We start from the raw sequence: 22,598 nt of genomic DNA on the forward strand, positions 1-22,598 counted from the left end.
TTGCTCCTAAATCCTCCGGCGCCCTGCTGAATTCGGACTTTCCGATCGCTGGACGGAGGACTGTCATGCTCATCAAGCTTTCCCGCACTTTTGCGCTTGCAGCCGCCTTGCTGTCGTACCAGCCGGCGATGGCCGAAACCACGCTGCGCATTGCGATGACGGCATCCGATATACCCACCGCAACCGGAATGCCAAATAACGGCTTTGAAGGTATGCGCTTTCTCGGCTATCCGGTCTTTGAAGGGTTGGTGCTGTGGGATTTGACCAGGACCGACCGACTGGCGACCCTGCGGCCCGGGCTCGCGCAAAAATGGGAGCAGGACCCGGCCGACAGCAAGACGTGGATATTCCATCTGCGCCGCGGCGTGAAATTCCACGACGGAACCGATTTCAATGCGGATGCGGTGATCTGGAATCTTGACCGCTATTTCAACAACAACAGCCCACAATTTGAGCCGCCGAGTTCGGCAATTTCACGATCGCGCGTCCCCGTGATGGGAAGCTACAAGAAGGTCGATGACGACACCGTCGCCATCACGACGACCAAGCCGGTGTCGTATTTCCCCTACATGGCGGTGTACCTTCTGTTCACGTCGCCCTCGTCGTTCGAAAAGGCTGGCCGGGAGTGGGCCAAGGTCGCGACGCTGCCCGCTGCAGGCACTGGGCCGTTCCGGATCACCAAGGTCGTGCCGCGGCAAGAGGCGAATCTCGCCCGGTGGGATAAATATTGGGATGCCACCCGGATGGCGAAGGTCGACAACGTCGTCCTGATGCCGATTCCGGAAGCGAATTCGCGACTGGCCGCGTTGCGCGCCGGTCAAGTCGACTGGATCGAAGTGCCGCCGCCTGATGGTCTCGCTTCCCTGAAATCGGCCGGCTTCACCATCACGACCGGCTCGTATCCGCATGTCTGGCCCTGGTTCTACAACATCGGCGCGACGAACAGCCCTTTCAAGGACGTCAGGGTTCGCCAGGCCTTGAACTATTGCATTGATCGGGAAGGGCTGGTGTCGTTCCTGAATGGGACCGCGGAGCCGTCGGTAGGCTGGCTCAAGTCCAGCGATCCCGACTTTGGAACACCGGCCAACCGCTATAAATTCGATCCGGCCAAGGGCAAGGCGCTGCTTGCCGAAGCAGGATACACATCTGCAAAGCCGTTGTTGTTCAAGGCGCTGATTTCGAATTCCGGCTCCGGGCAAATGTTGCCTTTGCCCATGAACGAATTCCTGCAGCAGAATCTGAAGGAAGCCTGCGGCGTGAATGTGGAATTCGGCGTGATCGAATGGCAAGTGCTTTTGACGGCCGCCCGGGCCACACCCGATCATGCAAGCTTGCAGGGGGCGATGGTGCTCAACATCAGCTCGCCCTCGTCAGATGCCGGTGTCATGGCGCGCTATTTTGCGGCCGCGAATTTTTCGCCGAACGGATTTAATTTCGAGCAGTGGAAAGACGACGAATTCGAGGATGCGCTCACCACGATTTCGGAGGCGACCGATCCGAAAGCCATCTCGGCCGCGTATCGGAAGGCGCATGAACGTATCGTCGATAATCCTCCCTGGCTTTTCATCGTCCACGATCTCAACCCGCGCGCGATGAGCAAGAAGATCAAGGGTTTCGTCTCGCCGCAGTCGTGGTTCGTCGATCTGACCCTGGTCAGCCTGCAATAGAGAGCCGCCCAGCTTTCACCGGCCGCGCAGCCGGTTGATCCACTTGCCGTAGCGATCGCCGGGAATGGTCATCGCGGCGACGCCGGCCATGACCAGCACGAGGCCCAGCGCCAAATTCGCCGGCACGCTCTCGCCGAGCAGCAGCACCGACAGACCGACGCCGATCGGAATGCGCAGATAACCTTGCGCGTTGGTGGTGAGGGTGCCGAGCCGGCTCAGGCACATGTAGAACAGCATCAGCCCGAACGCGCTCGAGAAAATGCCCATCGCCACAGTTGCCGCCAGCGCTTCGGCCGTCGGCCGCAGGGCCCAGGGGTGATCGACGATCAGCGACACCGGGAGCAACACGAAGCCGCCGAACAACAGCGAACCCGCGGCCACCACCATCGGATCGTATTCGGTCAGCCGCAGTCCGAAGATCGTGGCGCAGGCAAAGGAGAGGGTGGCGATCAGGATGACGATTTCGGCGAACACGTCCTTGCTGAGACCACTGACCGCGTCGAGCCCGATGATCGCGGCCGTTCCGGCGAGGCCGAGGATGGCGCCGACCAGCTTCAACAACGTCGCCGGCTCGTGCCGCGTGATGCCCCAGGTGATGAGGAAGGCAAAAATCGGCGTCGTTGAGGCCAGCACCACGGCGCTCGATGCCGGTACATATTGCTGCGCCCAGGTGATCATCAAAAACGGGATCGTCGAGTTGATGCTCTGCTGCTGGGCGAACAGCTTCCAGGCCTTGGCGTCGGTCGGGAGCCGCAACCCGCGCGCGTACAGGATGACGAGCAGGAAGGCGGCCGCGATCAGCGAGCGGGCCGAGATAAAGGTGATCGGCGGAATCGAGCCGAGGCCGATCTTGGTCAGCGGATAGGTCGAACTCCAGCAGCACGCCAACGCCAGCAACAGCACATAACCGCGCCAGCTGCGCTGAGTTGAGGCAATGCTAGGTGGCAACGGCGCCTGCGTCGGTCCGCGGCTTCCACTTCACCCGCTTGATGGTGCCGGAAAAGGTGAACAGCGACCGTTCGCCTGATTTCAGCACCCCGCGCAGGAAGATCAGGGAGCCGCCGGCGCGGGTGATCTCGCCCTCGCATTCGACCAGTTCGCCTTCGCGTGCCGCATCGAGGAATTCGCAGCCAAATGATACCGTCACGCCTGGACCTTGCAGCACCGACGACGCCAGCGCGAACAGGCAATAATCCGCAAAGGTCATGAAGCAGCCGCCGTGAACGTTGCGCATACCGTTGAGGTGCTTCTTTTCGACACGGAACGCGGCGCGGACCCGGCCGTCTTCCTCCACCCGGTGCCAGAACGGCCCGTTGTTGGATTCGAAGCTGTCGCGGGTCCAGGTGCGCCAGCCAGCGAATTCGCCCTCGGTTTCGACGTACAAATCGGGACGTTTGACGAATGCAGTATTGGAGAGGTCATTCACGAAATTGGGCCTTCCTTTGCAGGTTTAAGTCCTTAAATCCGATCCCGACGGGTTGTGCAAACGCCGATCCCGCACAGGGCTCTGCAAAGCTCTGGACAGGGCGGAAATGCGTCCTAAAAGGCCTTTTCGCAGCCTCTCGATCTTCCTATTAAGGGATCCATGAACCAGCCCCAGATCACCCCCGAACTCGTCGCCAGCCACGGGCTGAAGCCGGACGAGTATGAGCGCATCCTCAAGCTGATCGGCCGGGTGCCGAGTTTCACCGAACTCGGGATTTTTTCCGCGATGTGGAACGAGCACTGTTCGTACAAGTCCTCGCGCATCCATCTGCGCGGCCTGCCGACCAAGGCGCCCTGGGTGATCCAGGGCCCGGGCGAAAACGCCGGGGTGATCGACATCGGCGACGGCCAGGCCGTCGTGTTCAAGATGGAGAGCCACAACCACCCGAGCTACATCGAGCCCTATCAGGGCGCCACCACCGGGGTCGGCGGCATTTTGCGTGACGTGTTCACGATGGGCGCGCGCCCGATCGCGTGTCTCAATGCGCTTTCGTTTGGTGCGCCGGAGCATCCCAAGACCCGTCATCTGGTGTCGGGCGTGGTCGCCGGTGTCGGCGGCTATGGCAATTCGTTTGGGGTACCGACCGTCGGCGGGCAGGTGCGTTTCCACACCCGCTATGACGGCAACATCCTGGTCAACGCGATGGCCGTCGGCCTCGCCGACACCGACAAGATTTTTTACGCCGCGGCCTCCGGCGTGAACATGCCGATCGTCTATTTGGGCTCCAAGACCGGCCGCGACGGCATTCACGGCGCGTCGATGGCGTCGGCCGAATTCGACGACGACAGCGCCGAGAAGCGCCCGACCGTGCAGGTCGGCGATCCCTTCGCGGAGAAACTGCTGCTGGAAGCCTGCCTCGAAATCATGGAAGCCGATTGCGTGATCGCGATCCAGGACATGGGCGCGGCCGGGCTGACCTGTTCGGCGGTCGAGATGGGCGCCAAGGGCGATCTCGGCGTCGATCTCAATCTCGATGCGGTGCCGACGCGCGAAACCGGCATGAGCGCCTATGAGATGATGCTCTCGGAAAGCCAGGAGCGCATGCTCATGGTGCTCAAGCCCGAAAAGGAACAAGAGGCCGAGGCGATCTTCAAGAAATGGGGGCTCGATTTCGCCGTCGTCGGCTACACCACGCCGAGCAAGCGTTTTGTGGTCAAGCATGGCGGCGACGTCATGGCCGATTTGCCGATCAAGGAATTGGGCGACGAGGCGCCGCTGTACGACCGGCCGCATGTCGCGTCCGCGCCGTTGCCGATGGTGCGCGCACAGGACGTCAAGCCGCCGATCGGCATTTCGGCGGCACTGGAAAAGCTGATTGCGACGCCCGAGCTCTGCTCCAAGCGCTGGGTCTGGGAGCAATATGACCACGTCATCCTCGGCAATACCGTGCAGCGTCCCGGCGGCGATGCCGCCGTCGTGCGGGTGCAGGATGGCCCGAAGGGGCTGGCGCTCACGGTCGACGTGACGCCGCGCTATTGCGAAGCGGATCCGTTCGAAGGCGGCAAGCAGGCGGTGGCCGAGGCCTGGCGCAACATCACCGCGGTCGGCGGACGGCCGCTTGCGATCACCGACAATCTGAACTTTGGCAATCCGGAACGGCCCGAGATCATGGGCCAGTTCGTCGGCTGCCTGCAGGGCATTGCGGAAGCCTGTCGCTCGCTCGACTTCCCGGTCGTGTCCGGCAACGTCTCGCTCTACAACGAGACCAACGGCCGCGGCATCCTGCCGACACCGTCGATCGGCGGCGTCGGGCTGCTCGATGATTTCACCAAGTCCGCCACGCTTGCCTTCAAGGCGTCAGGCGAGGCGATCCTGTTGATCGGCGACGCCCAGGGCTGGCTCGGTCAGTCCGTGTATCTGCGCGATGTCTGCGGCCGCGAAGAGGGCGCACCGCCGCCGGTCGATCTGGCCGCCGAAAAGCGCAATGGCGACGTGGTGCGCGGCATGATCCACGCCGGCACCGCCACCGCGGTGCATGACGTTTCCGACGGCGGACTTCTGATCGCGCTTGCCGAGATGGCGATCGCAGGCGGCATCGGCGCGCAATTGCTGGCCGCACCTGCTTCGATCGTGCCACATGCCTACTGGTTCGGCGAGGACCAGGCGCGTTACATCGTGACGGTTTCGGCGGCCGATGCCGGGCGGGTGCTGGCGAAGATGAAGGGTGCCGGTGTGCCGTGTGTGCGGATCGGCACGACAGGTGGCGATGCAATCGCGGTGGCCGGTGAAGCACCGGTCGCGGTAGCGTCGCTCAACACGGCGTTCGAAAGCTGGCTGCCGGCGTATATGAGCGGCAAGGCTTCCTAGCCCACCGTCATTCCGGGGCGATGCGGAGCATCGAACCCGGCATCTCAAGATTCCGGGTCTGGTGCTAACGCACCATCCCGGAATGACGGGCTTAAGTTCACAACACCTTCTTCGCGCCGGGAATCTGTCGCAACGCCCGCGTCAGTGCCCAGCTGAACGTGACGGTCAGCACGAAGCCGACCGTGGCCTTTACGATCGCGGGCAGGTCGTAGTCGAACAGCCAGTATTGCAGCCACAATGCGATCGGGTAGTGCACCAGGAACATGCCGTAGGCGTCGCCCTGCATCGGATCGAGCAGACTCCAGCCTGAGTGCTTGAACCTCAGGAAATAGGCCAGGATCAGAAACATGATGGCGACGCTGAAGACCGTGAAGCAGATCGCGTAGAGCCCCTCGTACCAGTCCGGCAACGGTGACGGGTTCCCGAGTATTTCGCGCTTGATGAAGATCAGCACCCACAGCAGGCAGTACGGAACCAGCGCCAGTATAAACCAATCCCAACTGACCTTCGCCATCCGGCCGTCCGCCGCCAGCAGGCCGCGATCCATCATTTGAACGCCGATGCCGGCACCGAAAAAGAAGTAGGTCGCATAGAGCATCACGCGGCCGTGCTGAACCGAGAACGGCCCGAACTGGAACCAACTGCTTGGTCCGTAGTGAACCAAACCGGGAATGTAGAATGCAGCGGTCACCGCCAGCATGACCGCGAAGAACACCGCGGGCCGGCGGCGACCGTGCAGCGAGAGACGATCGATCGGATCGAGCATGTTGGGTGACAGCCGGTACAGCAGACACGCAACCAGGTCGAAACCGAGCAGGACCCAAAGGAACCAGATCGGTCCGCTCGGCCACGGGCCTTTTGTGATCGTGGTCCACCAGAATTCAGAAAAGCCGATTTCGGGATGGTGCCGCAGCGAGATGGCGTAATAGGCGATTGGAATGACCGTGAACGCGCAGATCACGAACGGCAGGGCAAGCCGAAACAGCCGATCCTGCAAATAGTTCAGCGGTCCTTTCCGGGCGATGCCCGGCCATGCGAACAGGCCGGACAGAAAAAAGAACATCGCCATGAAGAAACTGTCGGTGGCGAGCACGATCATGTCGAACCCGAAGAAATACTTCGGATCGGTGTGGCCGAAATAGGTATAGGGGATGACCGCGTGGTGGAGCAGCACCACCAGCGTCAGAAAGGTGCGGGCGCGATCCAGCGAAAGGTTACGCGTTTTGACCTTGGGCACGGCGTGAACGTCGGCATGTCCCGCGGTGGAAATCGATGTCATGCGCGCCTCCCCAGCCAGGCTGTTTTGCCGCGAATGTTGCAGCCTGGAACCCGATTCAGCAAGGCCAATCATGACCTTTCGAAGCGCTGCACCCCTGTCGGGGATTCGCTAAAAATGTCGGGAGCGCGCGGGCGTAGCAGGCACCAACGGTGTGATGCCTCGGGTCCACGCCCGGCCAAGCCTAGCCAAGGCGGATCAGGCCCTCAGGCCACTTCCTCGATCTTGACCTTGTCCGGATAGAACGCCAGGTGGCCGGCGATCTCCGCCATCGCCGGAAACGGCGTCTCATAGGTCCAGATCGAATTCTCCAGGGTCTTGCCGTCGGCGTTGATGCTGAAATAATTCGCGTCTCCCTTGTAGGGACAATGCGTGGTCCGCTCGGTGCGGGCCAACAGCGCCATACTGACGTCGCTGCGCGGCACATATTGCACCGCCGGATAGCTCGCCTCCTTGAGAGTCAGGGCCTGGGTAGTATCGGCGATGACCACGCCGCCGGCCGAAACCCGGACGCGCTTGGGGTTGGCCGCAATGGTGATCGGATGGTCGGGACCGGGAAGTTTCATGGTTCTGGGCCTCTTTTTGGGTCAGCCGGATGTGACCGGACGCCTCGGCTTGAAAGGGTTTAAAACGTCTGGACCCGGGATATAGTGCCGGGAAGGGTGACCTAGAAGGGCGTACGCGCTAGGTTTGCCTGTCACGGTCGCGAGAACCGGCCGTGATTCGAAACATCTGACGGAGACATGCTGGAATGCCGATGGACGCCCACGATATCGAATCGATGATCAAGGCAGCCATACCCGATGCCGAGGTGACGATCCGCGATCTGGCCGGCGACGGTGACCATTACGCGGCGACCGTGATTGCCGAGTCCTTCCGCGGCAAGTCGAGGGTCCAGCAACACCAGATCGTCTACCAGTCGCTCAAGGGACAGATGGGCGGCGTGCTGCACGCGCTGGCGCTGCAAACCGGGGTGCCTAGCGGACCCGGGGTACCTGTCGGACCCGCCGGGATACCTGGCAAAGCTGCGGTGCCGGAAGGCTAATTGAAGCAGCGGGGCGCGCCGATGGCGGCGGACACACACGGCGCGCTGTTCCGCCCGATCGTGCCGAACCAGCACAGCCGGGTGACCTACGCCGAGCTGTTCTTCGATCTCGTCTTCGTCTTCGCTGTCACACAGATCTCGCACACGCTGCTTGGCCATTTCACGCCATCAGGGGTCCTGCAGGTTGCGCTGCTGTTCCTCGCGATCTGGTGGGTATGGGTCTACACCGCCTGGATCACCAATTGGCTGAATCCTGAAAAAACCCCGGTCCGGCTGCTGCTGTTTGCGATGACGCTCGGCGGGCTCGTGCTCTCGACCTCGATCCCGAAGGCGTTCGACGATCGCGGGCTGTGGTTCGCGTTGGCCTATGCCGCGATGCAGGTCGGCAAGACCGTTTTCTTGTGGGTCGCGACGCCACCATCGCGTCCGCGGGCGCGGATGAACGCGATCCGCATCACGTCGTGGCTGGCGTTGTCGGCGGTGTTCTGGATTGCGGGTGGATTTGCGAACGGCGAAACCCGGCTGGCGCTGTGGGTGATCGCACTTGTCATCGAATATCTATCGCCGGCGGTGCGGTTCTGGATACCCCGGTACGGAGCGTCCTCGGTCGCCGACTGGGTGATCGAGGGCGGCCACATGGCCGAGCGCTGCGCATTGTTCATCATCATCGCGCTCGGCGAATCCATCGTCGTGACGGGTGGGACTTTTGCCGAACTGGCCTGGACCACGGAAAATGTCATCGCCTTCGTGTCAGCGTTTGTCGGCACCCTCGCGATGTGGTGGATCTACTTCCACAAGGGCGCCGAAGCCGGCTCCGAGCAGATTTCAGGATCGAGCGAGCCGGGCAGGCTGGCGCGGCTCGCTTACACCTATCTGCACATGCCGATCGTGGCCGGCGTCATCGTCACGGCGGTGGCCGATGAGCTTGTGCTGAAGCATCCGGGCGGTCATTCCGATCTCAGGACGGTGTTGAGCGCGATCGGCGGCCCGCTGCTGTTCCTGATCGGGACGATCCTGTTCAAGCACAGCTTTCGCGGTTTCCTTCAACTCTCGCATGGCGTCGGCATCATCGCATTGGGCGTGCTCGCCTGGTTCGCCGGCGGACTGTCGCCGCTGTCGCTCTCGATTCTCACGTCGGCGATCATGGTGGTGGTCGCGGTATGGGAATCGATCTCGCTGAGGTCCAGCGCGGCGGAGTAACCAGTCCGCGCGCGCCGCTCGACATGCTCTCGCGAAGGGCCGCGATGCTATTTCCGAGCGACAACGTTCTTGAGGACGAGGTCTGACAACTGGACCACCAGGGCACGAAGCCTGACGTTTTCCTCAAGCAGGGCCGTCGATGCAGCACTCATTTGGGAATCAAGTCCCTCGTCCTCGGTTGAAGCTCCGACCCAAGGCTTCCGGTTCCCGGACGCCGTATACGCGTTTCCCATAACTATTCCCTGGCACGAACTCACCCCAGCCAAGCCGTTTCGGCAAGATTAGTTGAGTCCGGGTCAAAATTTGGACGTTTCGAAGGGGAAATGACAGCGCGGGTGCAGCGGCTTGCCGGCGTAGAGTGACGAAATTGCAAATTTGTTAAGCATTTGCTTTCATACGGGTTACGAAGGTGCTGGTGCGCGGCGGCGCGGGCACGTTTCTTTGCAAGTTAAATCTGACCAGCGCGGTCAACTCAGTTTCCACGGCCCGGCCGTGGCCGAGAACGCGCGCCTATGAAACAAAGCGAAGCACGTGCCCTGATACTCCAGCAATGGGATGACTGGATTCTGAACCAGACGATCGATCCTGGCGGGCCCACCGGGAAGGATTCGTTGCGGTTCTTCTACGAGCTGCAGGACGACGGGTCGCCGCTGCTGGATTTCCAATCCCGCGGGCAGGATAAATGGCGGATCATTCACGGTTGGCTCTTGAGCGCGGAGCGGTTGTCAGACCATTGGTTCACGCCCATGGGCCGGATCATACCCACGCGCAAGGTGCGAGCGGCCCGAGTCAAGTCGACGGCGAAAGTGTGAGGCGGCCTCAGCTTGACGCCGCCAGCGCGTGTACCGAGAACATCCTGCCGTTGTCGGTCCATGTCTCCCGCACCTTCCAGTCGGCACCGCGTGCCAGCGCGTCGAAGCGCTCGAGGCTGTATTTATAGCTGTTCTCGGTATGGATGCTCTCGCCGGGACGGAACGAGAAATTGTGCCCGAGCACGCGCACGTTCTGCGCCTTGCGGCTGATCAGATGCATCTCGATGCGATGGCGGTCGCGATTGTAGATCGAGCGGTGGGTAAAGGCGGAGAGGTCGAAATTGCCGCCGAGCTCGCGGTTGATGCGCACCAGCACATTGAGGTTGAAGCGCGCGGTGATCCCGGCCGAATCGTTGTAGGCGTCGTAGAGCACGCGTTCGTCCTTCTCGAGGTCGACGCCGATGATCATCTGCGCGCCGTCGCCGAGGATTTCGCGGGCGGTGCGCAGGAACGCGCTGGCCTCGTGCGGTTCGAAATTGCCGAGCGTCGATCCCGGAAAGAAGCCGAGCTTCGGCATATCGGCGATCTCAGCCGGCAGTGCAAACGGTGCTGTAAAATCCGCGGCCACGGGATAAACGTCGAGGCCGGGGAAATCCTTGCGCAGGGCATCGGCCTGCGCATTGAGGAAATCGCCGGATATATCGACCGGCACATAGGCGCCGAAGTCGCTGCGTTCCAGCAGCAGGCGCGCCTTCGTGGTGGCACCGGCGCCGAATTCCACCAGCGCCGCTCCCTTCGCGATGATGGCGGCTATCGCATCGCCGCGGTCGCGCAGAATGCCGAGTTCGGTGCGCGTCGGATAATATTCCGGCAACACCGTGATCTGTTCGAACAGTTCCGACCCCGTGGCGTCGTAGAAATATTTCGGCGACAGCCGTTTAGGATGCTGCGCGAGGGTGCCGATCACGTCTCCCGCAAACGCGGAAGTCTGTTCGTCGAACTGGTGCGCTTGGGCCAAAGCGAGGGCGTGCACATTCATGGTATTCTCCCGAACGCGCTTCCCGGCGCGCTATTTGATCATCGGTTGGGCACGGTTTGGTTCGGAAAGGCGATCCTCGCCTTTTCCCGATCATGCTTGAGAAAAGTCAGGCGTAGTCTGCAAGGCGCAATCCCGTGAATTGCCAGCGGTGGTGCGGATAAAAGAAGTTGCGGTAGGTGATGCGGCTGTGTCCGGCCGGAGTGGCGAGCGAAGACCCGCGCAGCACCAACTGGTTGACCATGAACTTGCCGTTGTATTCGCCGAGCGCGCCTTCGATGGCGCGATAGCCCGGATAGGGCGAGTACGAACTGCGGGTCCACTGCCAGACGATACCGAAGGCATCGTTCAGCTGGCCGGCGCGGGCCGCGACTTCCCATTCCATTTCGGTCGGCAGGTGCTTTCCGCTCCAGCGCGCGAACGCATCCGCCTCGTAATAGCTGACATGGCTGACCGGAGCCGACGGGTCGATCGGCTGCAGCCCGCCCAGCGTCATGATCCGCCATTCGCCGTCGACCTGGCGCCAATGGCCGGGGGCCTGCCACTGCTCGTTGTTCACGGCAGCAAAGCCATCCATCAGCCACAGCGTCGCCGTCGCGTAGCCGCCGTCCTTGATGAAGGCCAGCCATTCGGCGTTGCTGACGAGATTGCGGGCGAGTTTCACCGGGCCGACCAGCGCGCGGTGCGCCGGCTTCTCATTGTCGAAATGGAAGCTGTCGTCGGTATGACCGACGGTATGGATGCCCTCGTTGAGGGTGATCCAATCGTCGCCGCCCCGTGCCGGGGCAGGGAAGCGCCACGCCGCATCGTAGGCCGGGGGGATCGGGTTCTGCGCAAAGGCGTGCAGGATGTCGGTCAGCATCAATTCCTGATGCTGCTGCTCGTGGTTGAGGCCGACTTCGACCAGCGGTACCAGACGGGCGAGGACGTCGACGTCGGTGGTTCGGAAAAATGTCACGACGGCGGCATCGACATGGCGGCGATAGGCCGTGACTTCGTCCGCGCTCGGGCGCGTCAAGTGACCGCGCTGGTGGCGGGCGTGGCGGGGGCCCGCGCTGACATAATAGGAGTTGAACAGGAAAGCGTAGTCAGGATGAAAGACCTGGTAGCCCTCACAATGCTCGCCGAGCAGGAATTGCTCGAAGAACCAGGTGGTATGGGCGCGGTGCCACTTCGTCGGGCTTGCGTCCGGCATGGACTGGATCAGCTGGTCCTCGGCGCTCAGGGGAGCGGCCCGGCGCTCGGTCTCGTCCCGCACGGCGAGATAGGCGCCGGCGAGTCGCTCGGCGAGAGTGCCGGAATCGGAAAGGAGTGACGGGGTCGGGGTGGCTGACGCGGCCGCGGCGGATACAGATTTCGTCACTGGTGGCTCCGGTTCGGGAGAGAACGTTTCTCTGGCAGAGGGGTTCCTAACGGACAGTCCGTCCTAGATAGGGGTTCCGATCCGGGAAAAAAGCCTCCCGGCGCCATGATATTGATACCGTCAGACTATGAGCGGGCTGGCCTTCCGGGCCCCGCGTCAAGGTCGCGCATGCCAGCTCCTCGCCATTTTACTTTGGATGCACAACGGTTTGGGCTACATATATACCCAGTATCGGGTTAAATCGGACGAGCCGGCCCGTAAGGCTTAGCCGCAGGGGGCTGTGCCCCAAAAGGAAGCGAATATGAGCATCGAGCAATTTATCGACAATGAAGTGAAGTCGAACGACGTCGTGCTGTTCATGAAGGGAACGCCGCAGTTTCCGCAGTGCGGTTTTTCGGGGCAAGTGGTCCAGATTCTCGATCACGTGGGCGTCGGCTACAAGGGCCTGAACGTTCTGGAGTCCGCTGATCTGCGCGACGGCATCAAGACCTACTCCAACTGGCCGACCATTCCGCAGCTCTACGTCAAGGGCGAATTCGTCGGCGGCTGCGACATCATCCGCGAGATGTTCCAGGCCGGTGAATTGCAGCAGCTGTTTGCCGACAAGGGTGTCACCGTCAGCGCGGCGGCTTCGGCCTGAGTTCGACCGCCCGCCAGATCGGCAACGCGCGGCTGGAAGTCATCGTTGCCGACATCACCACCCTGCGCGTTGACGCCATCGTCAACGCCGCGAACTCGTCTCTGCTGGGCGGGGGCGGCGTCGATGGGGCGATCCATCGGGCGGCCGGTCCTGAGCTGTTGGCCGAGTGCCGCACACTGAATGGCTGCGCAACCGGCGATGCCAAAATCACTCGAGGCTATCGGCTCGAGGCTCGGCATGTGATCCATGCGGTTGGACCAGTGTGGAACGGCGGCGGTCATGGTGAAGACGCACTGCTCGCCTCCTGCTATCGCCGCGCGCTTGAACTAGCTCAGGCCAACGCGCTTTCTTCGCTGGCCTATCCTGCGATCTCCACCGGCGTTTATCGTTTCCCTGCTGACCGCGCGGCTGACATCGCGGTCGCAACGGTTGTCGATGCCCTGAACGCAGCGCCAGACGTCGGCAAAGTGATCTTCTGCTGTTTTTCTCGCGACAGCGCCAGATTGCATGAATCGGTGCTAGCTACCTACGGCAGCCCTTGTGCGGACTGACACACGACCGCTACACTCCCGGGGCGAATTCCGGGGGGTCCAATGAATCCACGTCAATTGTTGCGCGCGCTGGTTTGCGGTGCGCTGATGCTGGGCGCGCCGCCGCTCGCCCGCGCCGAGGGCACCTTCGATATGCCGGCGGGCGCGCGTTTCAATCAGGCGAAGCTCGCCAAGGTCAGCGAGTTCTTCGCGAACGAGGTGGCAACCGGCAAGATCGCCGGTGCCAATGTCCTGATCCAGCAGCACGGCAAGCCGGTTTATCATCAGACCTTCGGCGTGCAGGACGTGGTCTCCAAGACACCGATCACGGACAAGACCATCTTCCGCCTGTCGTCGCTGACCAAGGCAATCACGTCGGTCGTGGCGATGCAGCTGATCCAGGACGGCAAGATCAAGCTCGACGATCCCGTCTCGAAATACATTCCGTCGTTCGCAAATATGAAGGTCGGCGTGGAGAAGAAGGCCGAGGACGGCAACAGGACGCTCGAACTGGTGCCGATGACCCGCCCCATAACCATTCTCGACCTGATGCGTCACACCTCCGGCATCACCTATGGGTTCTATGGCGACAGCCTGGTGCGCAAGGCCTACAAGGAGGCCAATCTCTATGCGGGCGATTTCGACCTCGCCGAATTCGCCGAGCGGATCGCCAAGCTGCCGCTGCACAACCAGCCCGGCGCGCTCTGGCAATACGGTCATTCCACCGACATCCTGGGGCGGATCATGGAGATCGTGTCCGGAAAATCGTTGCTCGAGATCGAGAGAGAGAAGCTGCTCGACCCGCTCGGCATGACCGACACCGGTTTCTTCGTCACCGAACCGGAGCGGTTGGCACGGCTCGCCCAGCCGGTGCCGAACGACAGTGATTTCCGGGTAGGCCGCCAGTACCGGACCGAGGTTCGCCAGAAGTGGGAATCCGCCAGCGGTGGCATGGTATCGACCATGTCGGACTTTTCGCGCTTTGCGCAAATGCTGCTCAATGGCGGGAAATTCGACGGCAAGACCTATCTCAGCCCGAAAACGTTCGACTTGATGGCATCGGACCATACCGGCAAGGACTCCGGGGTGGAGCGGGACTATTTCTATTTTCCCGGAGACGGCTTCGGCATGGGACTTGGATTTGCCGTGCGCACCGATCCCGGCAACGCCAAGCCGCCGCCGCCGGGATCGCTCGGCGAATTGAAGTGGGACGGCGCTTCGGGCTGCTATCTCGTGGTCGACCGCAAGCAGGACATGTTTTTCGCGCTGCTGGAACAGACCCCGACCGAACGGCAGCGCGTGCAGCGCACCCTCAAGCAGCTGGTCTATGAAGCGATGGAGAACTGACATTCTTGCCCGTCGCTTCCTTGTCGTGGCGGCGCTGGCGGTTGTTGCCGTCGGCGCCGACTGGCCGCCATCGGCGTGCGCGGAATCAGCGGCGCCGGCCGGAGCGGGTTTTTCGCGCGAAGGCCTGACGCGCGTCGGCGACTATATCCGCAACGAAATCGCGACCGGCAAGATCCCGGGCGCGATCCTGCTGATCCAGCAGCACGGCAAACCGGTCTATTTCGAGAGTTTCGGCGTCCGCGATATCGCGACCAAACTGCCGATGAGCGCCGATACCATCTTCCGGCTCTATTCGATGTCGAAGCCGATCACCTCGGTGGCGGCGATGATGCTGGTCGAGGATGGCAAACTAAGACTCGACGATCCCGTCTCGAAATACATTCCGGCCTTCGCGGCGACAAAAGTCGGCGTCGAGAAGCGCGCCGATGATGGCACGCTGACGCTGGTCGAGGAGCCGCTCGAGCGGCCAATCACGATCACCGATCTGCTGCGCCATACCTCCGGCCTGCCTTACGGCTACATGGGAGGCGGTCTGGTACGCGCCCGCCACGCTGAAGCTGGTCTCTTCCGCCGCAACCTGACCAATGCCGAATTTGCCGAGCAGGTCGCAAAACTGCCGTTGGTCGAGCAGCCAGGCACGCGATGGGACTACGGCTATTCCACCGACGTGCTGGGTCGCGTGATCGAGGTGGCGTCGGGAAAATCCCTGCTTGAATTCGAACGGGAACGGTTGCTCGGTCCACTCGGCATGAGCGAGACGGCGTTTGTCGTCACCGATCCGGCGCTGCGGCCGCGCATTGCCGAGCCGATGCCGACCGATCGCGCGATCAGCCCGGTCACCAACGTGCGAGATCCGATCGAGCCGAGGCGGATGGAGTCCGGCGGCGGCGGCATGGTGGGTACCGTCGGCGACTACGCTCGCTTCGCGCAGATGCTGCTGAACGGCGGCACTTTCGAAGGCCGCCGCTACCTCAGGCCCGAGACGATCGCGCTCATGACATCGGACCATATCGGTGCGGAGACGAAAATCGCGCGCGACTATGGCTATTACCCCGGCGAAACCAGCGGCTTCGGGCTCGGCTTTGCGGTGCGCACGTCGGTGCCGCCGAACACCTCATGGCCGCTCGGCGAATACCGTTGGGACGGTGTCGCCGGCACGTTCTTCTTCATCAATCCGAGGGACGACATGTTCGCGATCTTCATGGTGCAGACGCCGTCGCAACGCGGACGCATTCAGCTTGCCTTGAAAACGCTGATCTATCAGGCGTTGGCAGAAGAGCGTTAGGCCTCGCGCACGATCTCGCGCACCAGACCCACCGTCTCCTCGATCATCGCGGCGCTCACATCGAGATGGGTGCAGGCACGGATTCGCCCGTCCATCATCGCCAGCAGCACGCCGCGCTTGCGCAAAGCCTCGACCATCTTGTCGCCGGGGATGCCGGCGCCATCCGGCTTGAAGAACACCAGATTGGTCTCCGGCTGCTGCACCTCGATGCCATTGATCTGCGACAGCCCCCGCGCCAGCGCCCGCGCGTTGGCATGATCGTCGGCGAGACGGTCGACGTGATGGTCGAGCGCGTAGACGCAGGCCGCGGCGCAAATGCCGGCCTGCCGCATCGAGCCGCCGAGCCGCTGTTTCCAGCGCCAGACATTATCGATGAAGTCGCGGGAGCCCGCGATGGCGCCGCCGATCGGCGCGCCGAGGCCCTTGGAGAAATCGATCCAGGCCGAATCCCAACCCGCGGTCATGGCGCGCGCGGAAATTCCTGACGCGACGCAGGCGTTGAGCAGCCGCGCGCCGTCCATGTGAGTGACGAGCCCGTTGGCCTTGGCGATTTCGACGACTTCATCGAGTGCGGCCTTCTTCCAGATCGTGCCGCCGCCGATATTGGCCGTTTGTTCGACGCTGACGACGGTTTGCGGCGGCTGGTAGCGCGAGCGCGGATGCAGCGCGGCACGAAACGTCTCGGGCGAGAATTGCCCGTCGTCGCCCGGCAACGGCATGATCTGGAATCCGCCGAGGGCGGCATGGGCGCCGCCTTCGCGGGCGATGATGTGCGCGCTGGCATGGGCCAGGATTTCGTCGCCCGGCCGGCACCAGGACAATGTCGCAGCGACGTTGCACATGGTGCCCGACGGCATGAACACGGCGGCTTCCTTGCCGAGCAAGTCGGCGACGCGTTCGCAGAGCAGATTGACGGTCGGATCGTCGCCGAGCTGCTCATCGCCGACCTCGGCCCGCGCCATCGCCTCGCGCATCGCCGCCGTCGGCCGGGTCTGGGTGTCCGACAGCAGATTGATGCGGACAGGCATTGCCTTGGGATCGCGCGGGGGAGGGGTGTAGGTGGTCATGACGGGCTCTCGGGATTTGCAAATGTCGGGGGAGACGAAGGCGTTATCTGAAGCGCAGATTTTCGCGGGACAATTGGTCGATCGATCTGCACCCCATCAGCTTCATGTCGCGCTCGATCTCGGCCCGCATCAGGCCGAGCGCGCGCTCGACGCCGGCCTGGCCGGCTGCGGCGAGAGGATAGAGATAGAAGCGTCCGACGCCAACCGCTTTGGCTCCGAGCGACAATGCCTTCAGGACATGGGTTCCGCGCTGGACTCCGCCATCCATGATCACGTCGATGCGGTCGCCGACGGCATCGACGATTTCGGCGAGTTGATCGAACGCCGCCCGCGAACCGTCGAGCTGGCGGCCGCCATGGTTGGACAGCACGATGCCGGTGCACCCGATCTCGACCGCGCGTTTGGCGTCGGCCACCGACATGATGCCTTTCAGGCAGAATTGCCCATTCCACTGCCGCACCATGTCAGCGACGTCGTCCCAGTTCATCGACGGCTCGAGCATCTCGGTGAAGTAGCGCCCGATCGACATGGCGCCGCCGCTCATGTCGACGTGCTCGTCGAGCTGAGGCAGTTTGAAGGTTTCGTGGGTGAGGTAGTTGATGCCCCACGCCGGCCTGACCGCAAACTGGTACATGCCGGCAAGGGTCAGGCGGAACGGAATCGAGAATCCGGTGCGCAGGTCGCGTTCGCGGTTGCCGCCGGTGATGCTGTCCACCGTCAGCATCATGACGTTGACGCCGGCTTGCTTGGCGCGCTGCATCATGGCGCGGTTGAGGCCGCGGTCGCGGTGAAAGTAGAATTGATAGACCTGCGGCGTGTCGTGCGCCTTACGCAATTCCTCCAGGCTTACCGTGCCGAGCGAGGATACCCCGAACATCGTGCCGTACTTCGCGGCTGCTGCGGCCACCGCGCGTTCGCCGGTGTGGTGGAACAGCCGCTGCAGCGCAGTCGGGGAGCAATAGATCGGCATCGCCAGTTTCTGGCCCATGACGGTCACCGACATGTCGATGGCTTCTACGCCGCGCAGCACGTTCGGCACCAGATCGCAACGCTCGAAGCTCGCCGTATTCCGGCGCAGCGTTGCCTCGTCGTCGGCGGCGCCGTCGATGTAATTAAAGATCGGGCCGGGCAAGCGTCGTTGCGCCAGCTTGCGGAAATCATGGAAGTTGTAGCAGTCGCTCAGGCGCATGTTATCCCCCGTAATCGTTCAAGCGCATGGATCACCGGGGCCACACCCTACTTGCCGGCGGGCGTTTGAACCATGTCCATACCGGACAGAAGAAAGGCCCCGGTTTTGCCGGGGCCTTGATAGCTCGAAAATGCGCGCCGATCAGCGCGAATAGAATTCGACGATCAGATGCGGCTCCATCTGCACCGCGAACGGCACGTCCGACAGCGCGGGGATGCGGACGTACTTCGCCGTCATCTTGCTGTGATCGGTCTCGACGTAGTCAGGCACATCGCGCTCGCCGAGCTGGATGGCTTCCAGCACCGGGGTGAGCTGCCTGGAGGATTCCTTGACCTCGATCACGTCGCCCGGCTTGACCTTGTAGCTCGAAATGTTGACGCGGCGGCCGTTCACCTTGATGTGGCCGTGGTTGATGAACTGGCGCGCGGCGAACATGGTGGCGACGAACTTGGCGCGATACACCACGGTGTCGAGACGGCGCTCCAGGAGGCCGATCAGGTTTTCACCGGTGTCGCCCTTCATCCGGCCGGCCTCGACGTAGATGCCGTGGAACTGGCGCTCGGAAATGTTGGCGTAGTAGCCCTTGAGCTTCTGCTTGGCGCGGAGCTGGACGCCGAAGTCGGACAGCTTGCCCTTGCGGCGCTGGCCGTGCTGGCCGGGGCCGTATTCCCTGCGGTTCACCGGGCTCTTGGGGCGGCCCCAGATATTCTGGCCCATACGGCGATCGATCTTGTACTTCGCCTCACTGCGCTTAGTCATCGCGTCCTCTGATGAGTTTGAGTTTTGAGGAGACGCGCCCTCCTGTGCGCCGGGAACTTCCCGGTGCCGACAGGTCCGCCTCAAAAGCTTCAAGGAGGACCACGGGTCGCGAAACGCAACGCGGGCCGAAAACGGCCCGCGAGCAAGCGGGTTATTAGGGAGAAAGCGCCGTTCTGTCAATGCGAAGGGCACGCCATTCGGGGGCAGGAATCGACCGCACATCGTCATTCCGGGATGGTCCGCAGGACCAGACCTCAGGTGCGCAATTGCGCACCGGGGAATCTCGAGATCCCCCGAGGTGCAATTGCACCCCTGAGCTTCGCTTCGCGCCCCCGGATGACGGCAAGAGGCCGTCAAGTCGCGACCGCCCGGACCGATTTTGGCTCGTTTTGCTGCCGATTGGCCCGCAATTCGCCTGATATTTCGCTGTTCAGCACCTGTTCCAGCCTATTCAGCGCCTTGGCCATCAGGGCGGCGTCGGTGATCCGGTGGTCCCAGCGCAGCACGACATCGATCGACTGGTCCGGTTTCTCGACCCCGTAGCTCAGGACAAAGGGGCCCGGGCTCAGCGCATGGAGCTGGCCGGCGCCATAGGCGGCCACCGAGGTGACGCCAAAGCTGCCGAAATAATTGGCGCGCTGGCGGCCGAAATTGAGCCCGATCGACCAGAACAGCCGGCGCAGCGGCAGCGGCAGCCGCGTCGTGCGCAGGATTTTCCGAAACGCCGGCACCTGTTCGATCGGCGCCTCCTTGGCATGCCGGATCATCGCGTCCACGTCCGCGAGCGACATCTCATCGGGCGCCGTGACCTTTTGCGGCAGCACGCAATCCTGGCCGTCTTCGACCCGCGCGATCGCCACCATCGCCACGCTGCGCGGCAGTTCGTAGAACGCAGGCCATGGCCATTTGACGTACAGCGTCCGCAGCACCGGCTGCTCTTTGGCGACCAGCGCAAACGCCTTGACGAAGATCGCCGCCCAGCCGGGCCGCACTGCGGCCTGCGCGCGGGCCTCCAGCAGGCCGCGGATATTGAGCGGCCGCGCCAGCGAGACGAACGGCACGCGAACCGACGCGTGCATGAGGTCAGCGACGAGACGGCGCGGCAATGTTATTTTTCGAACCGTTCCGCGCATCGCTCCGCTCACGTTCCCGCAACCAGCACATCAGAAAACCGGGCGGCCCGAGCGGCCCGCCAGTCCCCTGATGTAGCACGAACCGGCCGGTTTGACGCCAGCGCCTTTCCGTTTCGATTGCATCGAAACGGGGCTCTGGGTCTTTATTTTGACGCGTTTTCTTGACGCGAACCGGGTCCCACTTCGCGGGAAAACGCTACAGCCTTATGGCGCCGGTTTGGCCAATGGTTCGCCCGCCTTGACGATGTAAACCCCGAGCACTTTGAAGGGCTTGTCGCCGGCCTTGGCGTCGTGAACGACGCCTTCCGGGATCTGGTAGGATTCGCCGGCCTTGATCTTCACCGGCGGCTTGCCGTCGATGATGAGTTCGAGCTCGCCTTCGAGCACATAGCCGGTCTCGGCGCCAGGGTGGGTGTGGCGGCCGGCAGCACCGCCGGCAGGCACTTCCGCAATCGCGGTGACGGTGTTGTAGCCGGGCGGGAAATCGAGCTTTTGCAGCGCCGTGCGCTTGATGCCGCCTTGCTGGGCAAGCGCGACGCCGGCGCCTGTGAAAGCAATGACAGCCAATCCGAGTATAATTTTCCTGAGCATGATTTCTGTTCTCCCTGTCGGCAAAGCCTAGCAGCGCGACCATCGCGCGCAAAGCAGCGCGCGCGGCTAGCGCTTGATGCCCTCAAAACTCGCCGCGATGCCGCGCTGGAACAGCGACCAGTCGAAGCCGAGCGCCAGCGCCACATAACCGCGCTCGATCATCTGGTTGGCTTGCCCGGCTGATCGTGCGACGCCGCCGATCGGCACGCCGCTTTTCAAAATGCCTTCCTCGGCGCGCTGCATCAGCGCGACCACTTCGGGGTGGTCGGGCAGGCCGCGCTTGTTGATGGAGGTCGCGAGATCGCCGGGGCCGATCACCGCAAGGTCGATGCCCGGCGTCGCCATGATTTCGTCGATGCGGTTGACCGCCTCGACATGTTCGATGGTGATCATGCAGATCATGTCATCGTCGGCGGTCGCCATGTAGTCCGGCATCGACACGCCCCAGCGAAAGGGCGCGTGAAACGGGCCCCACAGCCGGTCGCCCTTCGGCGGATAGCGCACGCTGCGCACCGCCTTTTCGGCGTCGGCCGCGCTGCAGATCATCGGAAAGTTGATGCCGAGCGCGCCGATGTCCATCGGCGCTTTCGCCAGATGGGCCTCGTTGGCCGCAATCCGCACCATCGGCACGCAGGGCGTGCCTGATGTCGCCGTGATCATCGCATGCGCGGAGCCGAGATCGATCGGGCCGTGTTCGAGATCGACGATAATCCAGTCGATGCCGGAACGCGCCATGATCTGCACGGTCTGGATCGAGGGGATGGTCGCGATCGCGCCAAAGGTCGGACGCTTCTCGCGCCATTGCTGGCGAAGGCGGTTGAGCGGGGCGGGGGCGGCGGAGGCGGAGGTCAAATGCAAAACTCCGTTGGCGGGGCGGACCGGATATCGTGCAGGATAGCACATGATGCGCGGGTGCTAACGCTCTCTCGGCGTCATTGCGAGCGAAGCTGTCGGTAATTGACCTCACCTCTCTCCACTCGTCGTCCCTGCGAACGCAGGGACCCATACGCCGCGGCAGTCATTGTTTGCAGAAGGCCTCTAACGCCAGCGCCTTCATCGATGGGCCGCGGAGTATGGGTCCCTGCGTGCGCAGGGACGACGGCGGTGGTTGGTGTTGCACCATCATTCAAACGCGGCTTCGCGATCTCGCGGCATGATCTGCCCGAGCTTTGCCAGAATTCCTTGCCCTCTCAACAAGAGGGCGCAGGGAAGACCGGGTGCGCGCTGCACCCGCGGTCCCGTGTGCGGGGGTAGAAAAGGAAATGCACACGAGCATACAGGTCCAGCGGAGAACACCCGGCCTTCCCTGCGCAATGGCTTTACGGCTTATAACGAGCTCTCCCCGGAGAACGGCTCTTTTGCCTCCGTAGCGCCCTGAAAACTATTGCCAGGATCGACCCGGCGGCCGCATCTCTCCGGCGCGAAGCGCGAAGGCGATCAAGCCGCCGTGCAAGTTCCGAGATACTCATCGACATGGGGCGCCCGCAAGATTCGCCGTCGCCTGAAGGACCGGCAGAGCGTACACCCTGCGGCCTCGACGGTTCACGCAATTCTGGCTCGGCATGAGCGTATCCCATCGCCTTCGCAGCCAGCGCAATACATTCGCTTCAGCATCCGGCTCCCAATGACGTCTGGCAGATGGACTTCAAGGACGCTTCCCTCTGGGCCATGACCGAAAAATGTGTCACCCGCTGACCATGGTTGATGACCATTCTCGTTATGCCCTGTGCCTGCAGGCCCGCCACCAACGAGCAAAATTGAGACGGTCAGCAGCATCTCGAACGGACGTTTCGTCACTATGGCCTGCCCAGCGCATTCCTGGTCGACAACGGCGTGCCATGGGGCACTTGCTCCGAGTCCGATGGACCAAACTTCGTGTCTGGCTGCTCAAGCTAGGCGTCGACGTCATCTACGCTCGTCCTATC

21 protein-coding genes are annotated in these 22,598 nt (G+C 62.7%); 9 read left to right on the forward strand and 12 right to left on the reverse strand.

The window, feature by feature from the left end; translation table 11 throughout:
* The first annotated feature begins 65 nt into the window (after positions 1-65).
* Positions 66-1,667 carry an ABC transporter substrate-binding protein gene (locus ACSQ84_RS09995; RefSeq protein WP_436211510.1) on the forward strand — a complete coding sequence of 534 codons (1,602 nt, stop codon included), beginning with the start codon at positions 66-68 and terminating at the stop codon, positions 1,665-1,667.
* A gap of 15 nt (positions 1,668-1,682) precedes the next feature.
* Here ACSQ84_RS09995 and ACSQ84_RS10000 read toward each other — a convergent pair whose 3' ends face one another.
* Together ACSQ84_RS10000 and ACSQ84_RS10005 are read right to left on the reverse strand one after the other, a co-directional pair.
* Entirely contained in the window at positions 1,683-2,615 is a 933-nt protein-coding gene (locus tag ACSQ84_RS10000; RefSeq protein WP_436211511.1) for a DMT family transporter, read from the reverse strand.
* Positions 2,605-3,093 carry a PaaI family thioesterase gene (locus ACSQ84_RS10005; protein WP_436211512.1) on the reverse strand — a complete coding sequence of 163 codons (489 nt, stop codon included), beginning with the start codon at positions 3,091-3,093 and terminating at the stop codon, positions 2,605-2,607. Before ACSQ84_RS10005 ends, ACSQ84_RS10000 begins: the two co-directional genes overlap by 11 nt.
* A 159-nt stretch (positions 3,094-3,252) precedes the next feature.
* Here ACSQ84_RS10005 and purL point away from each other — a divergent pair, with 159 nt between their 5' ends.
* Entirely contained in the window at positions 3,253-5,460 is a 2,208-nt protein-coding gene (gene purL, locus ACSQ84_RS10010) for a phosphoribosylformylglycinamidine synthase subunit PurL (protein ID WP_436211513.1), read from the forward strand.
* Positions 5,461-5,557: 97 nt separating this feature from the next.
* On the opposite strand, the gene ACSQ84_RS10015 is transcribed toward purL, so the two are convergent.
* Positions 5,558-6,739, reverse strand: coding sequence for an acyltransferase family protein (locus ACSQ84_RS10015; protein ID WP_436211514.1), 1,182 nt, complete (start codon positions 6,737-6,739; stop codon positions 5,558-5,560).
* Positions 6,740-6,942: 203 nt separating this feature from the next.
* Positions 6,943-7,302: a DUF427 domain-containing protein gene (locus tag ACSQ84_RS10020; RefSeq protein ID WP_436211515.1), complete on the reverse strand. Its 360-nt coding sequence runs from the start codon at positions 7,300-7,302 to the stop codon at positions 6,943-6,945.
* Positions 7,303-7,487: 185 nt separating this feature from the next.
* On the opposite strand from ACSQ84_RS10020, the gene ACSQ84_RS10025 reads away from it, so the two are divergent.
* From ACSQ84_RS10025 to ACSQ84_RS10035, 3 genes are all read left to right on the forward strand, one after another.
* Entirely contained in the window at positions 7,488-7,781 is a 294-nt protein-coding gene (locus ACSQ84_RS10025) for a BolA family protein (protein ID WP_436211516.1), read from the forward strand.
* Between the two features lie 21 nt (positions 7,782-7,802).
* Positions 7,803-8,981 (forward strand): low temperature requirement protein A, encoded by a 1,179-nt coding sequence (locus ACSQ84_RS10030; protein WP_436211517.1) that lies wholly within the window; start codon positions 7,803-7,805, stop codon positions 8,979-8,981.
* Between the two features lie 512 nt (positions 8,982-9,493).
* Positions 9,494-9,793, forward strand: a complete 300-nt coding sequence (locus ACSQ84_RS10035; RefSeq protein ID WP_436211518.1) for a hypothetical protein — start codon at positions 9,494-9,496, stop codon at positions 9,791-9,793.
* 7 nt (positions 9,794-9,800) lie between these two features.
* Here the strand turns inward: ACSQ84_RS10035 and egtD are convergent, their stop codons facing one another.
* Positions 9,801-10,772 (reverse strand): L-histidine N(alpha)-methyltransferase, encoded by a 972-nt coding sequence (gene egtD / locus ACSQ84_RS10040; RefSeq protein ID WP_436211519.1) that lies wholly within the window; start codon positions 10,770-10,772, stop codon positions 9,801-9,803.
* Between the two features lie 106 nt (positions 10,773-10,878).
* Entirely contained in the window at positions 10,879-12,132 is a 1,254-nt protein-coding gene (gene egtB, locus ACSQ84_RS10045) for an ergothioneine biosynthesis protein EgtB (RefSeq protein WP_436211520.1), read from the reverse strand.
* Between the two features lie 301 nt (positions 12,133-12,433).
* On the opposite strand from egtB, the gene grxD reads away from it, so the two are divergent.
* From grxD to ACSQ84_RS10065, 4 genes are read left to right on the forward strand one after another with little or no spacing between them, the layout of a single operon-like run.
* Positions 12,434-12,772, forward strand: a complete 339-nt coding sequence (gene grxD, locus ACSQ84_RS10050; protein ID WP_138829718.1) for a Grx4 family monothiol glutaredoxin — start codon at positions 12,434-12,436, stop codon at positions 12,770-12,772.
* Positions 12,769-13,323, forward strand: a complete 555-nt coding sequence (locus ACSQ84_RS10055) for an O-acetyl-ADP-ribose deacetylase (RefSeq protein WP_436212253.1) — start codon at positions 12,769-12,771, stop codon at positions 13,321-13,323. The genes grxD and ACSQ84_RS10055 overlap by 4 nt, the downstream gene beginning before the upstream one ends.
* 42 nt (positions 13,324-13,365) lie before the next feature.
* Positions 13,366-14,649 (forward strand): serine hydrolase domain-containing protein, encoded by a 1,284-nt coding sequence (locus ACSQ84_RS10060; RefSeq protein WP_436211521.1) that lies wholly within the window; start codon positions 13,366-13,368, stop codon positions 14,647-14,649.
* Entirely contained in the window at positions 14,630-15,934 is a 1,305-nt protein-coding gene (locus ACSQ84_RS10065; RefSeq protein ID WP_436211522.1) for a serine hydrolase domain-containing protein, read from the forward strand. The genes ACSQ84_RS10060 and ACSQ84_RS10065 overlap by 20 nt, the downstream gene beginning before the upstream one ends.
* Here the strand turns inward: ACSQ84_RS10065 and ACSQ84_RS10070 are convergent.
* The 6 genes from ACSQ84_RS10070 to ACSQ84_RS10095 form a co-directional block, all read right to left on the reverse strand.
* Positions 15,931-17,001, reverse strand: coding sequence for a threonine aldolase family protein (locus tag ACSQ84_RS10070; RefSeq protein WP_436211523.1), 1,071 nt, complete (start codon positions 16,999-17,001; stop codon positions 15,931-15,933). The two genes, ACSQ84_RS10065 and ACSQ84_RS10070, sit on opposite strands and share 4 nt — an antisense overlap.
* 43 nt (positions 17,002-17,044) lie before the next feature.
* Positions 17,045-18,190 carry an alpha-hydroxy acid oxidase gene (locus ACSQ84_RS10075; protein ID WP_436211524.1) on the reverse strand — a complete coding sequence of 382 codons (1,146 nt, stop codon included), beginning with the start codon at positions 18,188-18,190 and terminating at the stop codon, positions 17,045-17,047.
* 141 nt (positions 18,191-18,331) lie between these two features.
* Positions 18,332-18,949 (reverse strand): 30S ribosomal protein S4, encoded by a 618-nt coding sequence (gene rpsD / locus ACSQ84_RS10080; protein WP_436211525.1) that lies wholly within the window; start codon positions 18,947-18,949, stop codon positions 18,332-18,334.
* A 353-nt stretch (positions 18,950-19,302) separates the two neighbouring features.
* Positions 19,303-20,082 carry an acyltransferase gene (locus ACSQ84_RS10085; protein ID WP_436211526.1) on the reverse strand — a complete coding sequence of 260 codons (780 nt, stop codon included), beginning with the start codon at positions 20,080-20,082 and terminating at the stop codon, positions 19,303-19,305.
* 204 nt (positions 20,083-20,286) lie between these two features.
* Positions 20,287-20,673, reverse strand: a complete 387-nt coding sequence (locus ACSQ84_RS10090; protein ID WP_436211527.1) for a cupin domain-containing protein — start codon at positions 20,671-20,673, stop codon at positions 20,287-20,289.
* A gap of 66 nt (positions 20,674-20,739) precedes the next feature.
* On the reverse strand, positions 20,740-21,525 hold the full coding sequence (locus tag ACSQ84_RS10095) for an HpcH/HpaI aldolase family protein (protein WP_436211528.1): 786 nt from the start codon (positions 21,523-21,525) through the stop codon (positions 20,740-20,742).
* Positions 21,526-22,598: the final 1,073 nt, after the last annotated feature.

This window comes from Bradyrhizobium sp. LjRoot220 (assembly GCF_964252915.1).
GTDB lineage: Bacteria > Pseudomonadota > Alphaproteobacteria > Rhizobiales > Xanthobacteraceae > Bradyrhizobium.

Excerpts from the sequence above, each read along its gene's own strand:
- ACSQ84_RS10020 (WP_436211515.1), bottom strand. The coding sequence starts at position 7,302 with ATGAAACTTCCCGGTCCCGACCATCCGATCACCATTGCGGCCAACCCC.
- grxD (WP_138829718.1), top strand. The coding sequence starts at position 12,434 with ATGAGCATCGAGCAATTTATCGACAATGAAGTGAAGTCGAACGACGTC.
- ACSQ84_RS09995 (WP_436211510.1), top strand. The coding sequence starts at position 66 with ATGCTCATCAAGCTTTCCCGCACTTTTGCGCTTGCAGCCGCCTTGCTG.
- ACSQ84_RS10060 (WP_436211521.1), top strand. The coding sequence starts at position 13,366 with ATGAATCCACGTCAATTGTTGCGCGCGCTGGTTTGCGGTGCGCTGATG.
- rpsD (WP_436211525.1), bottom strand. The coding sequence starts at position 18,949 with ATGACTAAGCGCAGTGAGGCGAAGTACAAGATCGATCGCCGTATGGGC.
- egtD (WP_436211519.1), bottom strand. The coding sequence starts at position 10,772 with ATGAATGTGCACGCCCTCGCTTTGGCCCAAGCGCACCAGTTCGACGAA.
- ACSQ84_RS10075 (WP_436211524.1), bottom strand. The coding sequence starts at position 18,190 with ATGCGCCTGAGCGACTGCTACAACTTCCATGATTTCCGCAAGCTGGCG.
- purL (WP_436211513.1), top strand. The coding sequence starts at position 3,253 with ATGAACCAGCCCCAGATCACCCCCGAACTCGTCGCCAGCCACGGGCTG.
- ACSQ84_RS10065 (WP_436211522.1), top strand. The coding sequence starts at position 14,630 with ATGAAGCGATGGAGAACTGACATTCTTGCCCGTCGCTTCCTTGTCGTG.
- ACSQ84_RS10090 (WP_436211527.1), bottom strand. The coding sequence starts at position 20,673 with ATGCTCAGGAAAATTATACTCGGATTGGCTGTCATTGCTTTCACAGGC.
- ACSQ84_RS10025 (WP_436211516.1), top strand. The coding sequence starts at position 7,488 with ATGCCGATGGACGCCCACGATATCGAATCGATGATCAAGGCAGCCATA.
- ACSQ84_RS10085 (WP_436211526.1), bottom strand. The coding sequence starts at position 20,082 with ATGCGCGGAACGGTTCGAAAAATAACATTGCCGCGCCGTCTCGTCGCT.
- ACSQ84_RS10015 (WP_436211514.1), bottom strand. The coding sequence starts at position 6,739 with ATGACATCGATTTCCACCGCGGGACATGCCGACGTTCACGCCGTGCCC.
- ACSQ84_RS10030 (WP_436211517.1), top strand. The coding sequence starts at position 7,803 with ATGGCGGCGGACACACACGGCGCGCTGTTCCGCCCGATCGTGCCGAAC.
- ACSQ84_RS10070 (WP_436211523.1), bottom strand. The coding sequence starts at position 17,001 with ATGACCACCTACACCCCTCCCCCGCGCGATCCCAAGGCAATGCCTGTC.
- ACSQ84_RS10035 (WP_436211518.1), top strand. The coding sequence starts at position 9,494 with ATGAAACAAAGCGAAGCACGTGCCCTGATACTCCAGCAATGGGATGAC.